25 protein-coding genes are annotated in these 19,519 nt (G+C 39.8%); all 25 read left to right on the top strand.

Features of this window, described 5'->3' with window-relative positions; genetic code table 11:
* Window positions 1–187: 187 nt before the first annotated feature.
* Window positions 188–1,084, top strand: a complete 897-nt coding sequence (locus HNR53_RS23470) for a terminase small subunit (protein WP_184527509.1) — start codon at window positions 188–190, stop codon at window positions 1,082–1,084.
* Window positions 1,068–2,342 (top strand): PBSX family phage terminase large subunit, encoded by a 1,275-nt coding sequence (locus HNR53_RS15230; RefSeq protein WP_184527508.1) that lies wholly within the window; start codon window positions 1,068–1,070, stop codon window positions 2,340–2,342. The genes HNR53_RS23470 and HNR53_RS15230 overlap by 17 nt, the downstream gene beginning before the upstream one ends.
* A 12-nt stretch (window positions 2,343–2,354) precedes the next feature.
* Complete coding sequence (locus HNR53_RS15225; protein ID WP_184527506.1) at window positions 2,355–3,830, top strand: phage portal protein; 1,476 nt, start codon at window positions 2,355–2,357, stop codon at window positions 3,828–3,830.
* Window positions 3,831–3,853: 23 nt separating this feature from the next.
* Window positions 3,854–4,120 carry a hypothetical protein gene (locus tag HNR53_RS15220; protein WP_184527504.1) on the top strand — a complete coding sequence of 89 codons (267 nt, stop codon included), beginning with the start codon at window positions 3,854–3,856 and terminating at the stop codon, window positions 4,118–4,120.
* Window positions 4,120–5,220 carry a phage minor capsid protein gene (locus tag HNR53_RS15215; protein ID WP_184527502.1) on the top strand — a complete coding sequence of 367 codons (1,101 nt, stop codon included), beginning with the start codon at window positions 4,120–4,122 and terminating at the stop codon, window positions 5,218–5,220. Before HNR53_RS15220 ends, HNR53_RS15215 begins: the two co-directional genes overlap by 1 nt.
* 18 nt (window positions 5,221–5,238) lie before the next feature.
* Entirely contained in the window at window positions 5,239–5,616 is a 378-nt protein-coding gene (locus HNR53_RS15210; RefSeq protein WP_184527656.1) for an Acb2/Tad1 domain-containing protein, read from the top strand.
* Between the two features lie 8 nt (window positions 5,617–5,624).
* On the top strand, window positions 5,625–5,774 hold the full coding sequence (locus HNR53_RS15205) for a hypothetical protein (protein WP_184527500.1): 150 nt from the start codon (window positions 5,625–5,627) through the stop codon (window positions 5,772–5,774).
* 33 nt (window positions 5,775–5,807) lie between these two features.
* Window positions 5,808–6,074 carry a DUF6275 family protein gene (locus tag HNR53_RS15200; protein WP_184527498.1) on the top strand — a complete coding sequence of 89 codons (267 nt, stop codon included), beginning with the start codon at window positions 5,808–5,810 and terminating at the stop codon, window positions 6,072–6,074.
* Window positions 6,075–6,168: 94 nt separating this feature from the next.
* Window positions 6,169–6,843: a hypothetical protein gene (locus HNR53_RS15195; protein ID WP_184527496.1), complete on the top strand. Its 675-nt coding sequence runs from the start codon at window positions 6,169–6,171 to the stop codon at window positions 6,841–6,843.
* A 17-nt stretch (window positions 6,844–6,860) separates the two neighbouring features.
* Window positions 6,861–7,754, top strand: a complete 894-nt coding sequence (locus HNR53_RS15190; protein WP_184527494.1) for a capsid protein — start codon at window positions 6,861–6,863, stop codon at window positions 7,752–7,754.
* A 114-nt stretch (window positions 7,755–7,868) separates the two neighbouring features.
* A complete protein-coding gene (locus tag HNR53_RS15185; protein WP_184527492.1) occupies window positions 7,869–8,492 on the top strand; it encodes a hypothetical protein in 624 nt (207 codons plus the stop codon).
* A 37-nt stretch (window positions 8,493–8,529) separates the two neighbouring features.
* The gene (locus HNR53_RS15180) at window positions 8,530–8,775 is read left to right on the top strand and encodes a hypothetical protein (RefSeq protein WP_184527490.1); all 246 of its coding nucleotides are present in this window, start codon (window positions 8,530–8,532) and stop codon (window positions 8,773–8,775) included.
* A 2-nt stretch (window positions 8,776–8,777) separates the two neighbouring features.
* The gene (locus HNR53_RS15175; protein ID WP_184527488.1) at window positions 8,778–9,149 is read left to right on the top strand and encodes a head-tail connector protein; all 372 of its coding nucleotides are present in this window, start codon (window positions 8,778–8,780) and stop codon (window positions 9,147–9,149) included.
* Window positions 9,146–9,502 carry a putative minor capsid protein gene (locus HNR53_RS15170; RefSeq protein WP_184527486.1) on the top strand — a complete coding sequence of 119 codons (357 nt, stop codon included), beginning with the start codon at window positions 9,146–9,148 and terminating at the stop codon, window positions 9,500–9,502. Before HNR53_RS15175 ends, HNR53_RS15170 begins: the two co-directional genes overlap by 4 nt.
* Window positions 9,503–9,856 (top strand): minor capsid protein, encoded by a 354-nt coding sequence (locus HNR53_RS15165; RefSeq protein ID WP_184527484.1) that lies wholly within the window; start codon window positions 9,503–9,505, stop codon window positions 9,854–9,856. It begins immediately after the preceding gene.
* Window positions 9,857–9,977: 121 nt separating this feature from the next.
* Window positions 9,978–10,637, top strand: coding sequence for an AP2 domain-containing protein (locus tag HNR53_RS15160; RefSeq protein WP_184527483.1), 660 nt, complete (start codon window positions 9,978–9,980; stop codon window positions 10,635–10,637).
* Window positions 10,638–10,677: 40 nt separating this feature from the next.
* Entirely contained in the window at window positions 10,678–11,064 is a 387-nt protein-coding gene (locus HNR53_RS15155; RefSeq protein ID WP_184527481.1) for a minor capsid protein, read from the top strand.
* A 12-nt stretch (window positions 11,065–11,076) separates the two neighbouring features.
* A complete protein-coding gene (locus HNR53_RS15150; RefSeq protein ID WP_184527479.1) occupies window positions 11,077–11,514 on the top strand; it encodes a phage tail tube protein in 438 nt (145 codons plus the stop codon).
* 57 nt (window positions 11,515–11,571) lie between these two features.
* Window positions 11,572–11,955, top strand: coding sequence for a hypothetical protein (locus tag HNR53_RS15145; protein WP_184527477.1), 384 nt, complete (start codon window positions 11,572–11,574; stop codon window positions 11,953–11,955).
* The gene (locus HNR53_RS15140; RefSeq protein WP_184527475.1) at window positions 11,952–12,569 is read left to right on the top strand and encodes a Gp15 family bacteriophage protein; all 618 of its coding nucleotides are present in this window, start codon (window positions 11,952–11,954) and stop codon (window positions 12,567–12,569) included. The genes HNR53_RS15145 and HNR53_RS15140 overlap by 4 nt, the downstream gene beginning before the upstream one ends.
* A 5-nt stretch (window positions 12,570–12,574) precedes the next feature.
* Complete coding sequence (locus HNR53_RS15135) at window positions 12,575–15,343, top strand: phage tail protein (RefSeq protein WP_184527473.1); 2,769 nt, start codon at window positions 12,575–12,577, stop codon at window positions 15,341–15,343.
* Window positions 15,344–15,648: 305 nt separating this feature from the next.
* Window positions 15,649–17,670 (top strand): hypothetical protein, encoded by a 2,022-nt coding sequence (locus tag HNR53_RS15130; RefSeq protein ID WP_184527471.1) that lies wholly within the window; start codon window positions 15,649–15,651, stop codon window positions 17,668–17,670.
* The gene (locus HNR53_RS15125; RefSeq protein WP_184527469.1) at window positions 17,670–18,857 is read left to right on the top strand and encodes a hypothetical protein; all 1,188 of its coding nucleotides are present in this window, start codon (window positions 17,670–17,672) and stop codon (window positions 18,855–18,857) included. The genes HNR53_RS15130 and HNR53_RS15125 overlap by 1 nt, the downstream gene beginning before the upstream one ends.
* Before the next feature lie 14 nt (window positions 18,858–18,871).
* A complete protein-coding gene (locus tag HNR53_RS15120) occupies window positions 18,872–19,108 on the top strand; it encodes a hypothetical protein (RefSeq protein ID WP_184527467.1) in 237 nt (78 codons plus the stop codon).
* 13 nt (window positions 19,109–19,121) lie between these two features.
* Window positions 19,122–19,481 carry a hypothetical protein gene (locus HNR53_RS15115; RefSeq protein ID WP_184527465.1) on the top strand — a complete coding sequence of 120 codons (360 nt, stop codon included), beginning with the start codon at window positions 19,122–19,124 and terminating at the stop codon, window positions 19,479–19,481.
* Window positions 19,482–19,519: the final 38 nt, after the last annotated feature.

The following is a 19,519-nucleotide window of genomic DNA, read 5'->3' as shown; positions in this document are numbered from 1 at the left end:
AAAGTTAAAGAAATGAACAACAAATTTATGGACCATGCGCGGACCTTAACACTGTTCATTCTAACGCCTCCCTTCTTCACTTAGAATGCGATAAATTCAAATAAATATTCAGCAATTACCATGCATCCTTCCGGGATGCTTTTTATTTTTTCCTAAAAAAATATCGGAGGTGGGCAGGTGATGTGATATGCCTAATTGGGATGAGATAAGAAAAGAATGGGAAACATCAGACGTTAGTTTTAAAGAATTAGCTGAGAAATATAACATTAAAGACTCTACGATCAGAAGTAGGAAAAATAGGGAGAAATGGCACCGCAACCATGCAACGCAACGAAAAAAGACTGTTGCAACACAAAAACGCGATAAGTCTCCGCCGAAAAATGAGGACAAGGAGACTAATATCGAAAATGACGAACTCACTGATAAACAAAGGCTTTTTTGCCTTTATTATGTTAAAAGCTTCAATCAAACAATGGCTGCAATTAAGGCTGGTTATTCCCCAGAAAGAGCACATGTAACCGGAAGTGAGTTAGTAAGAAATAGTAAGGTTGCGGCTGAAATCAAACGCATTAAAGGAAAGATGACTAGCGATTTATTCATTGATGCTATGGATGTTCTTCAAAAATGGGTAAAGATAGCCTTTGCTGATATAACTGATTTTGTTGAGTTTGGACAAAAAGAGATTGAAGTTTTCAACGAGATAACAGGAGAAAAAGAGAAAGTGTCGATTAATCATGTTGGATTTAAGAATTCTTCTGATGTTGATGGAACAATCATAACCGAAGTTAAGAAAGGTAAAGATGGTGTTTCTATCAAACTTGCAGATAAGATGAAAGCTTTGGAGTTTCTTTCTAAATATACAGATTTACTTAGTGATAGAGAGTTGCAAAAATTACAATCCGAGAAACTCAAAGCGGAAACTGAGTTTGCTCAAATGCGTGCTTCTAAACTTAGGGGAGATAAGAAAGATACATCTATGCTTCAAGCTCTTATTGATGGTCAAAAACAATTCGAAAAGCTTGCTACAGAAGGAGTTTTTGAAAAGTTTAAAAAAGGTGGCGGCGTAAATGGCGAAGGAAGTTAATTTGTCGCCTAAGCAACTTTATACCGCATATAAACCATTTGAACATACATTTGAGGTACTGGAAGGTACCCCCAGAAGTGGAAAGACGACAGGCGGGCATTTTCGGTATGCAAACTATCTAAATCGATGCAGAGACACAAACCATTTAATAGTTGCTTATAACCAAGAGCAAGCTTATCGGTTGTTCATTGATGGTGACGGAACAGGGCTTAAACATATTTTTGATGGTTATTACGAAGAAAAACAAGATAAGCACGGGGCACACTTAGAAATCTATACTGCCAATGGAGTTAAAAAGATTTACTTCAAAGGTGGGGGGAAGTCAAATAGTGTAGGTGCTATTACAGGTATGTCGCTTGGTTCTGTAGTATTTTGTGAAATTAATTTGCTTCACATGGATATGATTCAAGAATGTTTTCGCCGTACTTTTGCTGCAAGGGATCGCTTTCACTTAGCAGATTTAAACCCACCAGCTCCTCATCATCCGGTGATTAAAGAAGTGTTTGAGGTACAAGATACTGATTGGTTGCATTGGACTCCAAACGACAATCCGATACTAGATGATAAGCGTAAACAGGAAATATACAACGTGCTAAAAAAGAATCCATATCTTTTACAACGTGACTGGTATGGAAAAAGGGTAATGCCACAAGGTGTTATCTATAGCATGTTTGATATGAAAAAGAACGTTTTGTCTTCTGTTATAGGGAAAAGATTTGAAATGTTCTTTGTTGCCGATGGCGGGCAGAGCGATGCTACATCGTGCAGTTGTAATATTGTTGTTCAGTTTGAGGGGAAATTTCGATTGTTGCGGGTAGCAAATTACTATCATAGCGGAGCAGATACAGGTCAAACAAAAGCAATGTCTGTTTATGCAAAGGAAATAAAGCAGTTTATTCAATGGTGTGTAAACAAGTTTGAAATGCGTTATACAGAAGTGTTTGTTGATCCAGCCTGTAAAAGTTTGCGCGAGGAACTGCACCTATTAGCAATTCAAACAAAAGGCGCCGACAACAATGCTCATGATATTAAGGGTAGTTCAAAGGGGATTGAAGTAGGTATCGAGCGACTTCAAAACTCAATTACAAATGAACAGTTTTTTATTGTTGAAACAGATGAATATGACCATTATGACTTTTTAAAAGAACTTGGTATGTACGTTCGTGAGGACAATGGAAAGCCAATTGACGCTTACAATCATAGTCTTGACGAATGTCGCTATTCTAACAATTATTTTTATAGACGCTATGTAAAATAAGGCGGTGAAAACATGTTCGAAACCATAAAAAGTTTTTTCAGGAAAGTAGGTGAGAAAATGGGATTAATCAAAAATATTAAGGCACTTTCTGATATCAAAAGTATTCCAGTAGATGACCAATTTTATCAACTGATTGACCAATGGAAAGCCATCTATCAAGGCTATTTTAGCGAATTCCACGATGTCAAATACATGACCATCAACGGGCAGAAAAAACGCCGCAGGGCTACGTTAAACATGCCAAAAGTGTTGTCTCAAGAAATGGCAACCATCATTTTTAACGAACGATGCGAGATCAATATTTCTGATGAAGGATTGTCAGGCAACATCGAAAGTGTTTTAGATGACAATCATTTCACAAAGAAATTTCAAGATTATTTAGAGTTTCAATTTGCCCTTGGCGGCATGGTGGTCAAACCATATTTTGATGCTGATAAAATTAAACTTTCTTTTGTTACAGCTGATTGTTTTGTGCCGATGTCTTGGGATAACAAGGGGATTAACGAAAGTGTGTTCCTCAATCAAATTCGAAAAAGGGACAAACGATATACTCACTTGGAATTTCACATATGGGAAAACAAAACCTATGTCATTAAGAACGAATTGTACGAAAGTCAAAACGATGCTGATTTAGGGGTGAAAGTACCTTTATCTACCCTGTTCCCGGACGTTGAAGAAGAAGTAAGAATTGAAGGATTTAAGCGCGCTAGTTTTGTGTATTTCAAGCCGAACTTAGCCAATAATATCGACATGTCTAGTCCGCTGGGTATTCCGTTGTTCGCCAATTCCCTGGACACACTAAAAACAATCGATATTGCTTTTGATAGTTTCCAAAGGGAATTTGCTCTTGGTAAGAAAAGAATTCTTGTCCCACAAAGCGCTGTTAGAACCGTTGTGGATCCGATGACGGGACAGCTGACTCGTTATTTCGATGCTGACGACGAAGTGTATGAGGCAATGAATTTTGAAATGGACTCAGACGCAATTAAAGATATTTCCGTTGAATTAAGGGTAGAGGAACATATTGCCGCAATCAACGCCATGCTTAACCTTTTATCTATGCAGACCGGGTTTTCATCCGGTTCTTTTTCATTTGATGGAAAAAGCGTCAAAACGGCAACAGAAGTCGTTTCGGAGAATAGCAAAACATTCCGAACCAAACAAAGCCATGAAAATGTGATTGAAGCCGGAATTACTGAGTTAATCGAAGTTATTGTTCAGTTAGCAGAACTGTATGGAGTTTTCGATAGACCTGCGGACGAATGGAAGGTTACCGTCACTTTCGATGATTCGATAGCTGAGGATCAAGGGGCTGAAATCACCAAACAAATCCAACTGGTGTCCAATGGATTAACCACTAAAAAGAAAGCGATCATGAGGGTTCATGGTTTTACCGAGGAAGAGGCGGAATTGACGCTGCGGGAAATTCGAGAGGAACAGGCAACGGCATTGGCTGAAAGTGTTGATTTCTTTGGGGTGAATAAGTAAAACAATCAAGGAGGGAATGAATAATGGCTAAATTTCGTAAAAGACCTGTTGTGATTGATGCTATTCAGTGGACAGGGCAGAACTATTCTGAAATACGAGAGTTTTGCGGGGTGCATCCCCAAGGACATGGACATTGTTGGTATTCAGTAGATGACAAGAATTATATAGGGACGCTTGAAGGTGGAATGGAAGCAAGCAAAGGCGATTACATCATAAAAGGGGTAAACGGCGAGTTTTACCCATGTAAGCCGGATATCTTTAAAAAAACATATGAAGCGGTCGAAGAATAATGGATCCGTTGAAACAACAGCAAATCAGCATGTCTACGGTTGATGTATTTCTCGCTATTGAAGAGCAGCTGCTCCTTAACATTGCGAAAAGGTTGCGAAAGCATAAAAACCTGCTTACAGAGGATGATATTTTGTCCTGGCAAACCGAACAATTAAGCAAGCTCGGAAGTCTCACACAAGAAAATATCATCACCATTGCGAAACATTCGGGAATGGCTGTGGATGAGGTTACGAAAGCATTGCGAACAGCCGGATATTCAACAGTTAATGAGTTTGAAGGAACGCTGCAGGAAGCTGTGCAATTAGGGTTATTGGTTCAACCGCCTTCTATTCAAGCCAGTGCCTTAGAAGCCGTTTTATTAGCTTATCAGGCCCAAGCCTTAGACCTGTTTAACATGGTCAATACCACGCTTTTAAATCAGGCACAGCAGGTCTTTCTTGATATTGTAAATCAAACTACCGGGAAGGTGCTTGCGGGCGTTACAACCCCATTTCAGGCGCTCAGAGAGACGGCTAGGAAGTGGGCAAATAAAGGTGTGCCGACTCTTATTGATAAGGCTGGAAAACAATGGAGCACCGAAGCCTATCTGAATGTTGTTATGCGATCCACAGTGAACAATGTCGCGAATGACATGCAACTGGAACGGGCGAAGGAATACGGCGCTGATTTAATCGAGGTATCAAGCCATATGGGAGCCCGCCCCGGCTGTTATCCATATCAAGCTAAGATATATTCCATCAGTGGCAAACATCCGAAATATCCGCCGTTAAGCAGTACAAGTTACGGTGAACCAGCAGGCTTGAAAGGCATCAATTGCCGTCATATTTTCTATAATTACATTGAGGGCATGAGTACTAAGCGATATGAACAATACGATTATGAGAAAAATAAAAAGCGATATGAGGATACACAAGCCCAAAGGAAACTCGAACGCGATATTCGTAAAGCTAAGCGTGAATTATCGTTCATGGAAGCGATGGGAGATAAAGAAGGCGTTGAACTAGCTAAGAAAAAGGTAAGAGATAAACAAGCAAATATGCGTCAATTTATTTCTGATACAAATCTAACGCGCTTCAGAGAGCGCGAACAAATTCACTAGGAGGAATAAACTGTGAAAATGAAAAGATTAGAGCACGACCTTTTAACAGAAAAATATACAAAGGTCTATCACGAAGAAGAATTTAACTTTAATGCACCACACACTTTTGATGTTGTAACTGATAAGGACAGATTAGATGGGCAAGGGCAACTTCCAGTAGCAATACAAAGAATTCATTTTCAAGAAGGACCCATAAAAGAAAATGGCGTAAACGGCGTATGTAACGAAGATTTAATCGCTATGGTTATCTGTCGATTAGAGCACTTTAATCAATCTGAATATCGTTGCAGAGAAAATTCAATGGCTATAACCAAACTGGAAGAAGCTTTATTGTGGCTTAGAAAGCGCACAACGGGCAGAGAGAAGCGCGGAGTGGAAGGAACCCATGCAAAGTAGGTGATTAGATGTTTATCACTAAAAAAGAATTTAACAAACTCAAAAAACAAGTCGAAGAACAAGAAAAATACATCCAAAGCATGACGATGCACATGATCCAGCTTGAAAAAGAATTGAATGAGTTGAAAAGACCACAAAAGACTGCCTATTTTGGTTAGTCTTTTTTAATTTTAAAATATAGGAGTGATAAAATGGGGAGTCAAGAGTTTATAAAAAGTTGTAAAGATATTGTAGTTGATTATGCTAACAGCCATTTGGACAAAAGCGATAACAAATCAATTGGCGCAGATGATGTTTTTGTTGTTTGGAGTTGTAAAACTTTACAAAATAACAAAGCGTTGTTAAGCACTAATTTGTTTGATGGTATGTATTACGAACTAACTCTTAACGGAGATAAGCAAAAAATCTATTTTGATGCTTATAAGAAATGGGAAAATAAATGTATTGAAGTAAAGTAAGCAACTCAATGAGGTGCTTTTTTTATTGTCTTTTATTCGGCAAGACGTTAAAGAAACGAAAGGAGAAAATACCCATTGTGGGAGGTCTAAAATCATGAAATTTACTAATAAAACAGCTAACCAACTAGCTTCAAAAGTTGGAGGAACAAGATTCTTATTACCACTAGATTTACAATATCATGCTGGCGAAGGGGATCCAGCGCCGAGCGATCCGCCTGCCGACCCACCAGGAGGAAATAATCCTGGAGATAATCCACCTGCTGATCCACCGCAGGATCCACCAAAGACATTCACTCAAGAAGAGTTAAACAATATTGCTGCTAAAGAAGCGAAGAAAGCTCAGGAAAAGCTTCTGAAACAGCTAGGCGTTGAAGATTTTAACAATGCCCGTGAAGGTCTTGCTAAGTTCAAAGAATGGCAGGAAAGTCAAAAGACCGAAGCCCAGAAGCAAGCTGAGCAACTCAAACAACTAGAAGAGAATTACAGTAAAACAAGTAGCGAAAACGAAACTCTAAAAGCACAGTTGTCCGCGGTAAAAGCTGGCGTTAACGGTGATAGCGTTGAGGATGTCGTTACACTTGCTAGAAACCTAGTTTCAGAGGAAGTGGATATGGACCAAGCCATCCAAAAAGTGCTTGAAAAATATCCGCACTTTAAAGCAGTAAAAGAACCACTTATTGATGAGAAGAAACCTTCTTTTTCAACTGGGCAACACACGAAACAACCACAATCCGAAACGGACAAATGGTTGAACGCATTTAAATTTTAATTAGGAGATGATTTTTCATGCCAACAGTAAACTATGCAGAAATGTACCAACAAGCTTTACAACAAAAATTTTCCGCAGGGTTATCATTCGTCGATCTTTATAACACTGCTAATAACGTAAATATCAAATGGACAAGCGCTAAAACGATTCAAATCCCCCGCATTACAGTTGGTGGATTTGTTGATGTAGATCGTGATGTCGTTGGTTCTTTTACTCGCCGGACTGATAATGATTTCGAGCCAAAAACAATTGAACATGACCGTGAATTTAAAACATTAGTTGACCCTATGGATGTTGATGAAACCAATTTAGCCTTAACGATTGCCAATATCACACGTGTGTTTAACGATGAACAGAAGATCCCCGAGCTTGATAAATACGCTGCGTCAAAATTAGTTGCTGAATATACAGCTGCAGGAGGAACCGTTGACACAACTGCAATAACGGTCGATAACGTGTTAGAGATTTTTGATGATTTTATGGAACAAATGGATGATGCAGAGGTCCCCCAACAAGGGCGCATCCTTTATGTAACACCACAAGTTAACACGCTGCTGAAAAGAGCTCAAGGTATTCAACGTCAATTGGATGTTGCTGGAAGTAATGCCGGAAATGTAAAACGAAGTATTTACTCATTGGATGATGTGACAATTAAAGTCGTTCCATCGTCTCGCATGAAAACAGCATATAACTTCACCGATGGTGCGGTACCGGATGTAGCGGCCAAACAAATCAATATGATTTTAATCCATCCATTAACAGTAATCACGCCGCAAAAATATGAATTCGTTTCACTAGATCAACCTTCTGCCGCAACTGGCGGGAAGTACTTATACTACGAACGTAAATATTTCGATTTATTTGTAATTGCCAAAAAAGTTCCTGGCATTTGCATCAATACAGCGGTGTAACGCTTAGATATCGGTGGTATAATATAGACATGGACTAGCTCGACGGGGCGAAAAGGAAGCACCCACTTCCCTGTCCATACTTCATACACGGGGATAACTTGGGAGGTTATCGATATGACCAAAAGAATTAACCTAGAAGGAAAACACTTCGGCAGATTAATCGTAATTGAGTATTCACATTTTTCCGGTGGTAAAGCGTACTGGAAATGTCTTTGTGAGTGTGGAAATGAAAAACTTGTTAGAGGTGACCATTTAAAAAGTCTTAAAATAATAAGTTGCGGATGCTTTCATAAAGAGACTACATCTAATAGGTTTTCAACGCATAGAAAAAGCGACACAAGGTTATTCTCTATATGGAGTGGGATTAAAAACAGATGTTTTAATCCAAACGAACCAACCTATAAAGATTATGGTGGTCGCGGAATAACGGTTTGTGAAGAATGGTTAGAATTTATCCCGTTCTATGGATGGGCAATCCATAACGGATATTCCGATAACTTAACAATTGATAGAATCGATAACAATGGTAATTATGATCCTTCTAACTGCAAATGGTCCACCAAGACGGAGCAATCTCGGAACCGTCGAAGTAACGTAAAAGTAACTATCGACGGAGAAACAAAGACGTTAACAGAGTGGGCAGAAATTTCAGGTTTAGCAATCAGTACCTTAAGAAACCGATATATAAAAGGTATCAGAGGAAAAAAATTAATAAATCCAAAAAGAATGAGGGCTTAGGCTCGCGTTCTTTTTTATTTTTCAGGAGGTAATGGACATGAGTAATGTAGTAAAAATACGCAAGGGAAATCGTATTCTGAATGTAGATGAAAGTCGGCTTCAGTCATTTTTGCAACAAGGATATGACCAAATTTCAAACGATGGGGAAGTCATTAAACACGCTACAGGCGGCAGGAGTATTCCCGTAGCCGAATACAATAAGGCAATTGAGGAAATCGAGGAATTAAAGACTGAAAACAAAAAATTGAAAGCCGAAAACGCCAAGCTGAAAAAAGGTGAATAACCATGTATGTCGATTCAGCTTATTATCATGACACATATAATGGCGTTCCTATCGAGGATGCGGACTTATTCGCACGTTTAGGGTCAAGGGCAGCCGATTTGATTAATCAATTAACTAAATATGCGATCCACGGTGATAATTTAACAAAATTTCATTCCATCGTGCAGGAAAATGTGAAAAAAGCTGTATGTGCTCAGATTGAATATATGCTGCAGAACGGCGGGGAAACGTCTATACATGGCGGTTCCCCGGCTTCCGTTTCCGTCGGGAATTTCAGCTATCAAGGCGGCGCAGGGAATGAGATTGTATCGCCGGCGGCTATCAGCCATTTGAGAAGTGTGGGGCTTTTATATAGCGGGTTGAGTGTGCTATGAACATTAAGCCAATTCCACGCACCTTACTCATTCACACGGTAAATTACGAGGAATTTGTTCAAGGCGATGGATTTGAAACAGAGGGCAGCTTTAAAACTCCTGTAACGCTGTCTAATGTCAGGATACAAACAGCTTCAAATAAATCAAAGCCTAATATTTCGAGAGATTATTATGCAGAGCAATTAATATGGACGGCCCTTCTTTTTTATGACGTTGTTAATTCATCGTCAAGCGCACCTTTTGAATTTAAAGAAAAAGCAAAAGTAACATTTGAAGGAAAAACAATGACAATTGAGAAAGTAAAACCAATTTACGGGCTTAGTCTCCATCATTACGAATTGGAGATGATTTAAATGATTTCTCTTAATGTAAATATCAACATTAACGAAAGCGAAATTCAGTCGAAGATTGATAGCCGATTGGACAAGGCTCAGTTTGTACTGGACGAACAAGTTTTGAAGGATAGCAATAATTATGCGCCGTGGAGAGAACATTATCTGATTGCGAGCAGTATTGAACATAGTAAACCGGGAACGGGTTCTCTTATTTGGGAAACGCCATACGCGAGACGATTGTACTATAATCCGCAATATAACTTTTCAAAAGACCATAACCCTCTAGCCGGAGGTTTATGGTTCGAGAGGGCGAAAGCTGCACACGGAGTTGATTGGGCAAGGATGGCACAAAACGCTTATGATAACGGGTAAAAAATGGTATAATATAAGTGTGGGATAGGATTGGATTAGCTACCCAATCCGAAAGAGAGTTTCCTGACTCTTTTCTCACGAATTAACTCAGGAAAAACACTTACAGGAAGGTGTATTTATTATGGGTAAACCTGCGGATATTACCGGTCATAAGTTTGGAAGGATAACAGTTATTAAGTTTGATAGTTCTAGGCAAAATGGTCGTCATTGGTTATGCAAGTGCGATTGTGGAAAGGAAACAATTGTCGCTTACAGTAAGCTTAAATCAGGTCACACCAGGAGTTGTGGTTGTTTGCGTGATGATGCGAACACAAAACACGGTCATAGCAAAGGAATTAGCGATTCGCCTGAATATCGCTCGTGGTGTCACATGAAAGGCCGTTGTAATAATCCTAACGACAAAAAATATAAGGATTATGGCGCGAGAGGAATAAAAGTTTGCGATAGATGGGAAAACAGCTTCGAAAACTTCTTAAAAGATATAGGTAAAAGACCTTCTTTGAAATATTCTTTAGATAGAATAGACGTAAACGGAAATTACGAACCTTCAAATTGCAGATGGGCTGATAGTGTCCAACAAGCAAGAAATAAAAGGTCTCAAACACATAGCGTGACTGGTGTAAGAGGTGTTCATCTGCATAAACAAATGAAAACGAAAAGGTATCAAGCTGTGATCGGGGTCAACGGTAAAGATATTAGCTTAGGCTATTTCGAAACATTAGAAGAAGCGACTAAAGCTAGAAAAGAAGCTGAACTGAAATACTGGAATAAGTCATCCTAATGGATGGCTTTTTATTATGCCCTGAAAGGGGTGATGCTTATTGGATTTTCTAGCTAGAGTAAAAGACTATTTAACTGCTAATGTTGCTCTAAATGCTCCAATAGATACACCATTATTGAGTGCCAATTCAAGCTCTATCGCTATCCGGCAAACACCTTCTGCTGTGAATAGCCGATATGTGGACGGGAAAACGCTCAATTTTAGCTTTCAAGTGCTGGTGAAGGACATAAGCAACATTAAGGCTTATAACACGATACAAGCCATTTTTACGGCTTTGGATGGACTGCTTAAAGGCTCGATTGTGAGCAATGACGGCAGTTTTATTTTTGTGAAATGTGAATGCTCTACACTGCCTAACTTTGTTGAGCAGGACGGCAAACTTTGCTATATATACACCGCAATTTTCACAGCAGAATTAAGTATATAAGGAGTGAGATGAATGGCTTTTGAATTAATGAATAGTCATCAGTTTAAAATTAATACCACGCCGGGAACGGAGCCAGGAACGATGGCTGCTCTTGCTGTTGGGATTACAAATGTTGAGATTTCCAACAATGAGGAAACTTCACAGGATAAATATATGGATGGGGCTGGTTATGCGGAAACGGATGTAATCGGCGCTCAAACAACACTGTCCTTTACTGGACACAGAAATTATGGAGATGTCGCACAGGATTTTATCTTTAGTAAAGCGTTAGAAATCGGTACAGGACGCAGAACGAATTTCGAATGGACGGAACCGGACGGCGGAAAATTCGCGGGCGATTGTACCATTGCTAACATTTCAGGTCCTTCTGGGGATGCGGGTAATAAGGGCGAGTTCACCTTCGAAATCCACTTCGCAGGCAAGCCGGCATATACGCCGCCAGCATCATAATAAACAGGAGTCGCTTTTTTGCGGCTCTTATTTTGATCAATAATTAGGAGGATGAATATGAAACAATTTACATTTGACCAATCGTTCCAAGAGGTAGAGATTGCCGGGGTAATTTATAAAGTGGATATGTCCGATGATAAAGTAAGAGAATATCAGAAATCATTCCAAAAATATTATGTTGAATCTCAACAACTATCACAAACTGATGTAGAAAAAATGTCAGCTGATGAACAGCTTGAACTATATAACAAAACATTGGAAGCTATGAAAGAAGTAACTGAGGTTATTCTTGGTGAAGGCACCTTTGCTGAACTGTATGAGAAATCCGGAAAATCCACACGAAACTACATGAAACTTCTCCTATTTATCGCTGATATTTTCAGTGACCAATTCGAAGATGTGAAAAACGATGCTTTGAATAAGTATCTGAACAAGAAATGAGCTTCCTGCTAACGGATACGTTCAATGATTCGTTTAAGTATGAAGGAAACACCGTTCATTTAAACTTATCATTTGACAACGTACTCAGGATATTTGATTTGTTCAACGATGAACTGTTCAATGCCCATGAAAAGATTGAAATTGCTTTACAGATGCTTATTCCTGACTATGATCCGATTAGATGCGTGAACATACGTGAGAAGAATGCTCTTTTGCTTTTTATCTTCCGTGAATATCTGGATATGGATTTAGAAGAGAAAAGCGAACAGGAAAACAAAAAAATATTCGACTTTAACCAGGACGCAGGCATGATATACGCGTCTTTTTTGCATTGTTATCACATGGATTTGTTTGAACAGCATGGTAAATTGCACTGGAAGAAGTTTTTGCAGTTGTTCCAGCACATGGATGACAAGGCAAAAATCAAAGAAGTTATGGGTATTCGTAAAATGCCAATTCCTAAGATGGGAAAAGGCAATGAGGAATACCGGAAACAGATCGCTGAAATGAAACGGATTTATTCGCTTGAACAGCCTGAGAACGAGGAACGGGCACAAGAAAAGATAAATAAAACGTTTGATTCTTTAGCCAACACCTTTAAGAAAGGCAGGTGATATAAATGGCAGATGGGAACATCACCATAGACACGCGGTTAGATAGAGGGAACGTCAATCAGGAATTGCGTGCTTTACAGCGCGAAATTAAGCATATGGGCAACGAAATGAAGTTGGCCAACGCTAAAGCTATGATGCCGTTTCGGAAGAATCTGCTAGAAACTGAAAGGAACATGTACCAATTAGCCGGGCGGATGGGGAATTATACAGGCACAACGCAGGATTTTATGAATCAGGTTAAACAGTTAGGATCTGAATACAAAAAGACTTCTGATGCCATGCTTAATGCAGATACAAGCATGAGAGTGTCGCTGATTCAAACAGCCGGGGCTATGATGAATATGTCCACTCAATCGAGCAAGATTGCAGAAGGATATACAAGAATGGGAAACCCATTACGAATGGTTAATAATGGCGCTTTAGCTGTTACGGGAGCTTTGGAAAGGATGGCACACGCCGGGAACGCTACGGTATTAGCTTTAAAACAATTGGGACCAAATGCCAGCATGAAAGAATTGCAGGACGAAATTAATAAAATTACAGCAGGTCAAGCAAGGTTTCAAGCTGTAGCATTGGCATCAGTAGCAACAAGCGCGCTTGTATATGGGGCTTTGCATAAGGCGGCGATGGGTGCTAGTAGCGCTTATAAAACAGCTTTTGAGAACATGGCAACGAGCGTAAAACAAGCGTTTCAGCCGATGGTTGAGGTCTTCACAGCCGTTATGACTCCTATATTTAATTTTATTGGAGCAATAGCGCAAATGGCGATTAAATTTAACGAAGCGCATCCAGTATTGGCTAAAGTGCTTCAAGGGATCATGATGTTGGTTCCTGCTTTAACCTTGCTATTATCTCCTTTAGCAGTCGGAGCAACGATGGTCAATTCATTTATGGCGGCGTGGGCAGTTATGGCTCCGATGATTATGCCACTTATCACTGGATTGGCAGCAATAAGTGGAACCGTTTGGCTAGTCGCTGCTGCTATCGGGGTGGCTGTCGGAGCGATTGTGTATTTTTGGAAAACGAACGAAGGTTTTAGAAATGCTGTCATTGGTGCTTGGGATGCGATTAAGGCAAAGGCACAGGAACTATTTGGAATGTTACAACCTGTGATTGACTCGCTTGTTCAAAAGTTTAACACGTTAAAAAGTGCTATTATTGCGGCATTCAGCGGTGATTTTTCTCAAATTACAGCGATTTTTGCTCAAATATTACCTAGTATTATAGCGATGTTAGTTGGAGGCATTCCAGGGCTAATCATTTCAGCTTCCCGGTTTATTCCTGCTATCGCACAGGGAATAACAAGCAATGCCGGTCAATTATCGGCAACCATTTCAAACATCGTAACAGCTATTACAACATTCCTAACAACTCAATTACCTGTTTTTATACAGCAAGGTGTCAGCATAATTAATAGCCTCGTTCAAGGTTTAGTGACGGCTTTACCTATTATCGTTCAGGCGTTGACGAATATTATCACAATGATAGTTCCGATTATTACACAGATGCTTCCGGTTCTTTTACAAGCAGGCATTCAAATCATTATGGCGCTTATACAGGGAATCATGACTGTATTACCTGTTTTATTGCAGACGGGCTTACAATTAATCCAATCTCTAATTCAAATTATTGCAACAAATGTACCGATGATTTTACAAGCCGGGATACAGATTGTCATGACACTGATTAATGGGATTGTTCAGATATTGCCGCAGTTGATTAATACAGCGATTCAGTTGATTCAAACCATTATCAAAGCAATTGCTGACAATTTACCAACGATTATACAGTCTGGTATTGATATTGTTCTAGCTCTGGTAGATGGAATTATTGAGATACTGCCGGACTTAATTGACGCAGCTATTTTGTTAATTGAGGAAATTGTGACAGTTCTTGTTGATAACCTTCCCAAGATAATCGATGCCGGGATAGAGATATTATTGGCGCTGATTGAGGGTATTATAGATGTATTGCCTGACCTGATTGATACAATTGTTGATTTAATTATTAAAATTGTCGATGTTGTAGCTCAGAACTTACCGAAAATAATCGACGCTGGTATTAAGATTTTAACGGCATTGATTGAGGGTATTATCAAGATTTTACCTGATTTAATCAAATGTGCGCTCGATTTAGTCATAAGCATTCAAAAAGAGATTATCAATAACATGCCGAAAATCTTAGAAGCTGGCGCAAAATTAATTATTGCGCTAATTGACGGTATTGAAAGCATGATATCTAAATTAGGCACCGCAATTAAGGAAAGTGTCATTGACCCGATTGAAAAGAAAATAAAAGGCGTTGCAAAAAACGCATTGCAATGGGGAAAAGATATTATTTCCGGGTTAATCAGTGGTTTAACATCGATGGTTGGAAGCGTGATGGCGAAAGCTGGTGAAATTGCTAATGGCATCAAAGAAAAAATCGAAGGAGCTTTTAAAATCAATTCTCCATCTAAATGGATGCGGGATCGGATTGTGGGTAGTTTATACGAAGGGTTCGATGACGGAGTTGATAAAAACAAATCAGGATTCGTTCAAAGTGCCGGGAACATCGCTTCATGGATGCAGGGTGGCTTAATGGATAAGTTATCCGCACAGATTTCACCTGTTATTGCGGGAGTCGACGGAATCTCAAACTATAACGCTTCCACAGTAGGTGATACAATCATTGTTCAGCCCGGCGCGGTTGTGTTAGAAACTAGAAACTTAAAAGAATTAAATCATGCTGCTGACTTTTTCGGGAATTTACGGCAAACGATGAGAAGGTTATAGGAGGTGAGAACGTGACATATCCAACAGAGGTTGATTTTTGGTCAGGTAAAGCCGGAAAACCTTTACCGCCGCAAATATTAGAACCAATCGCAGGTCAAGAAATAACAAATCTCAATCCTATTCTGAAAATCAGGTGGTTAAAGGGACAGGATCAATGGTACAGGCATTGTAGGGAGTTAGTTGGAAGTTTTAATGCAGAAAACCCAGGGAGCGACTCTAGGCAAACGTCTACTATTAGTTTATTGCGGAGCTTTTACAACAATAGTACTTTTAACCAATTAGTTTCCAACAAGGTTACACCAAACGTGGAATGGGGCGTAGTTGACAACATAAGTCAGTTGAGTATTCCACACGAAACTGGCTACGGTTGGACACGCGGAAGAATCAAGACCATTATGTTTGAGGTTGATGGGAGCAAACTAGGTACAGCATTAAACGCAAGTGATTTAGAGTTTAAATTGTACAGAAACAGTAGTGTAGTAAATCTTTCCGATAGGATAAACATCACAAACATAGGGGAGCTTTTTAAGTCTGGTTTCGTCGAGGTTAATGGCACCGTATGTACTATTTCCATACCGTATGATGAGATGCTAGTCCGAAATGAATGGTTTGCTATCACTTTAAAGACAGCAAGGGACGACATATATTTAAGAACCACTGAATACACCATGTATTCGGTGCAAGGGTATCAAGGGTTATATGTAAATACAGCATTTACAGAAAAAACAGGTAGCTCATGGAAGCCTATGCTGTTGCCGCAGTCGCAAGAAACGGCGCCAATTATTCCTGCATTAATCTATGAAGTGTACGAAGGGCACTACCTTGATTTAGCATATGAGTTTCAATATACGCCTGATGGCAGCACATGGATTCCGTTACAGCATCATTTTTTTGGTGCAGAAACTGAATTGAATTTTGATATGACGGACATCGTCGATGTAACAGAAACTAGCCGCGCTAAAATCAGAGTACGGGTATCGGATCGAAACGGGGAACATTATGCCGAATGGGATAAATCGTGGTTTGACAACCAGTCTGATTGGGTAGAGTCGGGTAACTTTTTTATATTTAAACATGTTGCTCCACTCAAACCTATTAATCTATTTGTCAGTGATACTGCCGTTATAGATAGAAGTTTGCCAAACCGTTTATCATGGAAGCACGTTCAGAACTCTGTTAATAATCGTCAGGGTCGGGCTACACTTAAATGGAGAACGCAAGGAAATGTGGATTGGAATACAGTTGAAATCGCAGGAATGAGCCAATATTGGGATGCTCCAGCCGATACTTTTCCGTTAGGAACGGTTGAATGGCAGGTTATGACCTATAACAGTGTGGATATGGAAGGCCCTTACTCAGATATCGTGACTTTTACCGCAAAGGATACGCCTGCAGCTCCTACGATTCTAGCGCCTCCGGCAGTGGTAGAAATGCCTTCTCCTACGGTGTCGTGGGACCATTCGCATGTTCAAACGCATTATCAAGTAAATGTCCTGACAACATCAGAAAACATCATCTGGACAAGCGGAGAAGCGGAAGATACGGCGACTGTGTGTTTTGTTAATAAATATTTAGATAACCTTTCCACTTTTAAGTTGCAAGTAAGAGTGAAAACCAGTGACGGTCTATGGACAGAATACGCGGAAACGTTTTTTGATACTGACTATAATTTCCCCCCTCCTTCTGTAGTTACTACAGAGAGTCTAGGTGGGTTTATTCGTGTTTCCTATACAAACCCTGCGCCAACTGGAAAACAGCCTGTGGTGGCGAGAAATGATGTTTTTAAGTACGTTAATAACGAATGGATACTGATTGGATATAATGCACCTTATTCATTTGATGATTACGCGGCTACAAACGTGGTGCCCAATCGTTATTTCGTTCGTTCTACAGGAAGCAATGGGGCTTATACGGATTCTGAAATAGCGGAAGCGTCGATTGAATTCAGCGGAATACTTCTCTATGTAGTAAGTGATCCAGAAGGTACCGTAACACAATTCAGGCGCGTGACCAAGCGTAAAAGTACACCGAAGATTAAAACTGCAACACATGAATATAAGGGCAGAAAAGGAATTGTGAAGAAGATTGGAACAATGCAGACCAATATCATTGAGTTTAGTTTAAAACTAAACAGAAGCGAAAAAGAAGCGCTTGAAGCCATTTACAATCGATTTGATACGATTTGTTATCGTGATGGTTCGGGAAGGCTGGCATACGGTGTATTAGAAGAATGCCCGGTCAATGATCTGCCAAACGGAGAGTATGAAGTTGATTTATTTTTAGAAGCGATTGACTATGTGGAAACCGTCACAGGAAGTGAAGCGTAATGATTGATTTATCGCGTGAAGGATTTACCCATACCGAAATAGTCAATATGCTCCACGGGGCAAAACAAGTCATTGATTTCCGATTTGAGCTTGTCACGAAAGACGGCATTTACAAAAAGGACCTGAAAAACATCAAAGATGGAAGCGTGGATTTCGATGCGAGCGTGGCAATTAAACGAACAGCCTCTTTCACGATGACAGAGGACGATGATATCAATTACCTATCGGACAGGATTAGACCGTTTGTCCGTTTTTTTATTGACCAACGAAAGATGATGCCAGCCAGTCAAGCATTCCTGTCATCGAGGTTTGCGGCAGATATGGAAAAGCAGATGATTGGTGTCAACGGATGGATGGAGTTTGCTTTAGGCGAGTTTCTTTTAACATCACCTTCCAGGGTAGAAGTTGACGATGATTTTGAAAGAGAAGTCGAAGCCTATGATGCAACCGTCATTCTTCAAGAGGATAAATTTGAAGAACGTTGGTTTATTCCTTCTGGTTTGTTGGTCCGAGATGCAGTTATTGAGATATTGGAGTCATCTGGCATTACGCGGCACGATATACAAGTTACAACGATGTTCGTCGGTGATGATATCGAGTTTGATATAGGTAAGAAGAAACTGGAAGCCGTAAATGAGATTTTAAGACTAGGAAATTATACAGAATTGTATACTGATGAGTATGGGAATTGTGTTGCAAAGGAATATATCAATCCGATTTTGTTGAATTATGACTATGAATATAAGACAGACCGAAAAAGCGTGGTTTCACCTGGCTATGAGGAAATTATTGATTATTACAAGGTTCCAAATAAATTCATCGTTATCAGGAGCCTGCCAGACAGAAACCCACTTGTTTCAAGGTATACCAATAACAATCCTTTATCTCCTACTTCAACAGTTTCTAGGGGCAGAACGATTGTAGCTGACCCGATTATCATTGAAAGCGTACAAGACCAAATGAGTCTAGATTTATTTGTCGAACGGATTGCATTTGAACAATCACAAGTGTTCTCAGAAGTCATATTTGAAACGGGACTTATGCCATTTCACGGGTACCGAAACGTTTTGAATGTTGAGTTTGATGGATTGTTAAGCAACGGAAAGTTTATGGAGCAAAGCTGGTCTACCCCCTTCGATATAGGTGGAAAAATGAAACATACGGTGAAGAGAATCATAGAAATCTAGGTGATTTTATGTTGATGAATGAGAAAGAGTTTGCAAAAGAAGTGAAAAACAAAGGACAGGCTACGGTTGGTTTAAAATATGGCACCATAGACCCTGTTTATTCATCAGGTAAGCCGAGAGTGTTGTTCGACGGAGAAGAAACCATCGGACAGAAAACGTACCCTTACCTGAAGTGGTATACACCAGTTGCGGGAGATCGAGTCGCGGTATTTAGCGGCGTCATTTTAGGTGATGTTGAATTTGAATTTTAAAGGCGGTGATTAAATGCCTCACAATACCAAACGAATTAAAACGGATATCGAAGGGAAAGCAGCGCCGCAAGTTTGGAACGATGACATTGATGACTATCAAGCAAATAACGGCCGGCATGGGGCGGCTAGCATGTATCAGCTTGGTTCGATTGTCCATGATGCGTGGTCAGGGAGCGCCAACGCGACAAAAACATTTACTAAACAATGTTTCGGATTTGCTTTAAAAAACGATGGCGCCGGGGATGTAGTTGTCACAATCGGCACATTAACATTTACAATCAAAGCCGGTGAATCATTCAATGGAAATTTTGAGCCATTTTCAGAAATAACGATAGCTACAACGTCAGCATATAGAGCTTTGGTAGCGAGGTGATTTGAATGAATAATATAGGTTGGTCAAGCAGTAGCGGC

The organism is Bacillus benzoevorans (assembly GCF_014207535.1).
Lineage (GTDB): Bacteria > Bacillota > Bacilli > Bacillales > Cytobacillaceae > Bacillus_BD > Bacillus_BD benzoevorans.
The sequence above is the reverse complement of the archived record's forward strand: the minus strand, read 5'-3'. Positions and strand labels throughout refer to the sequence as shown.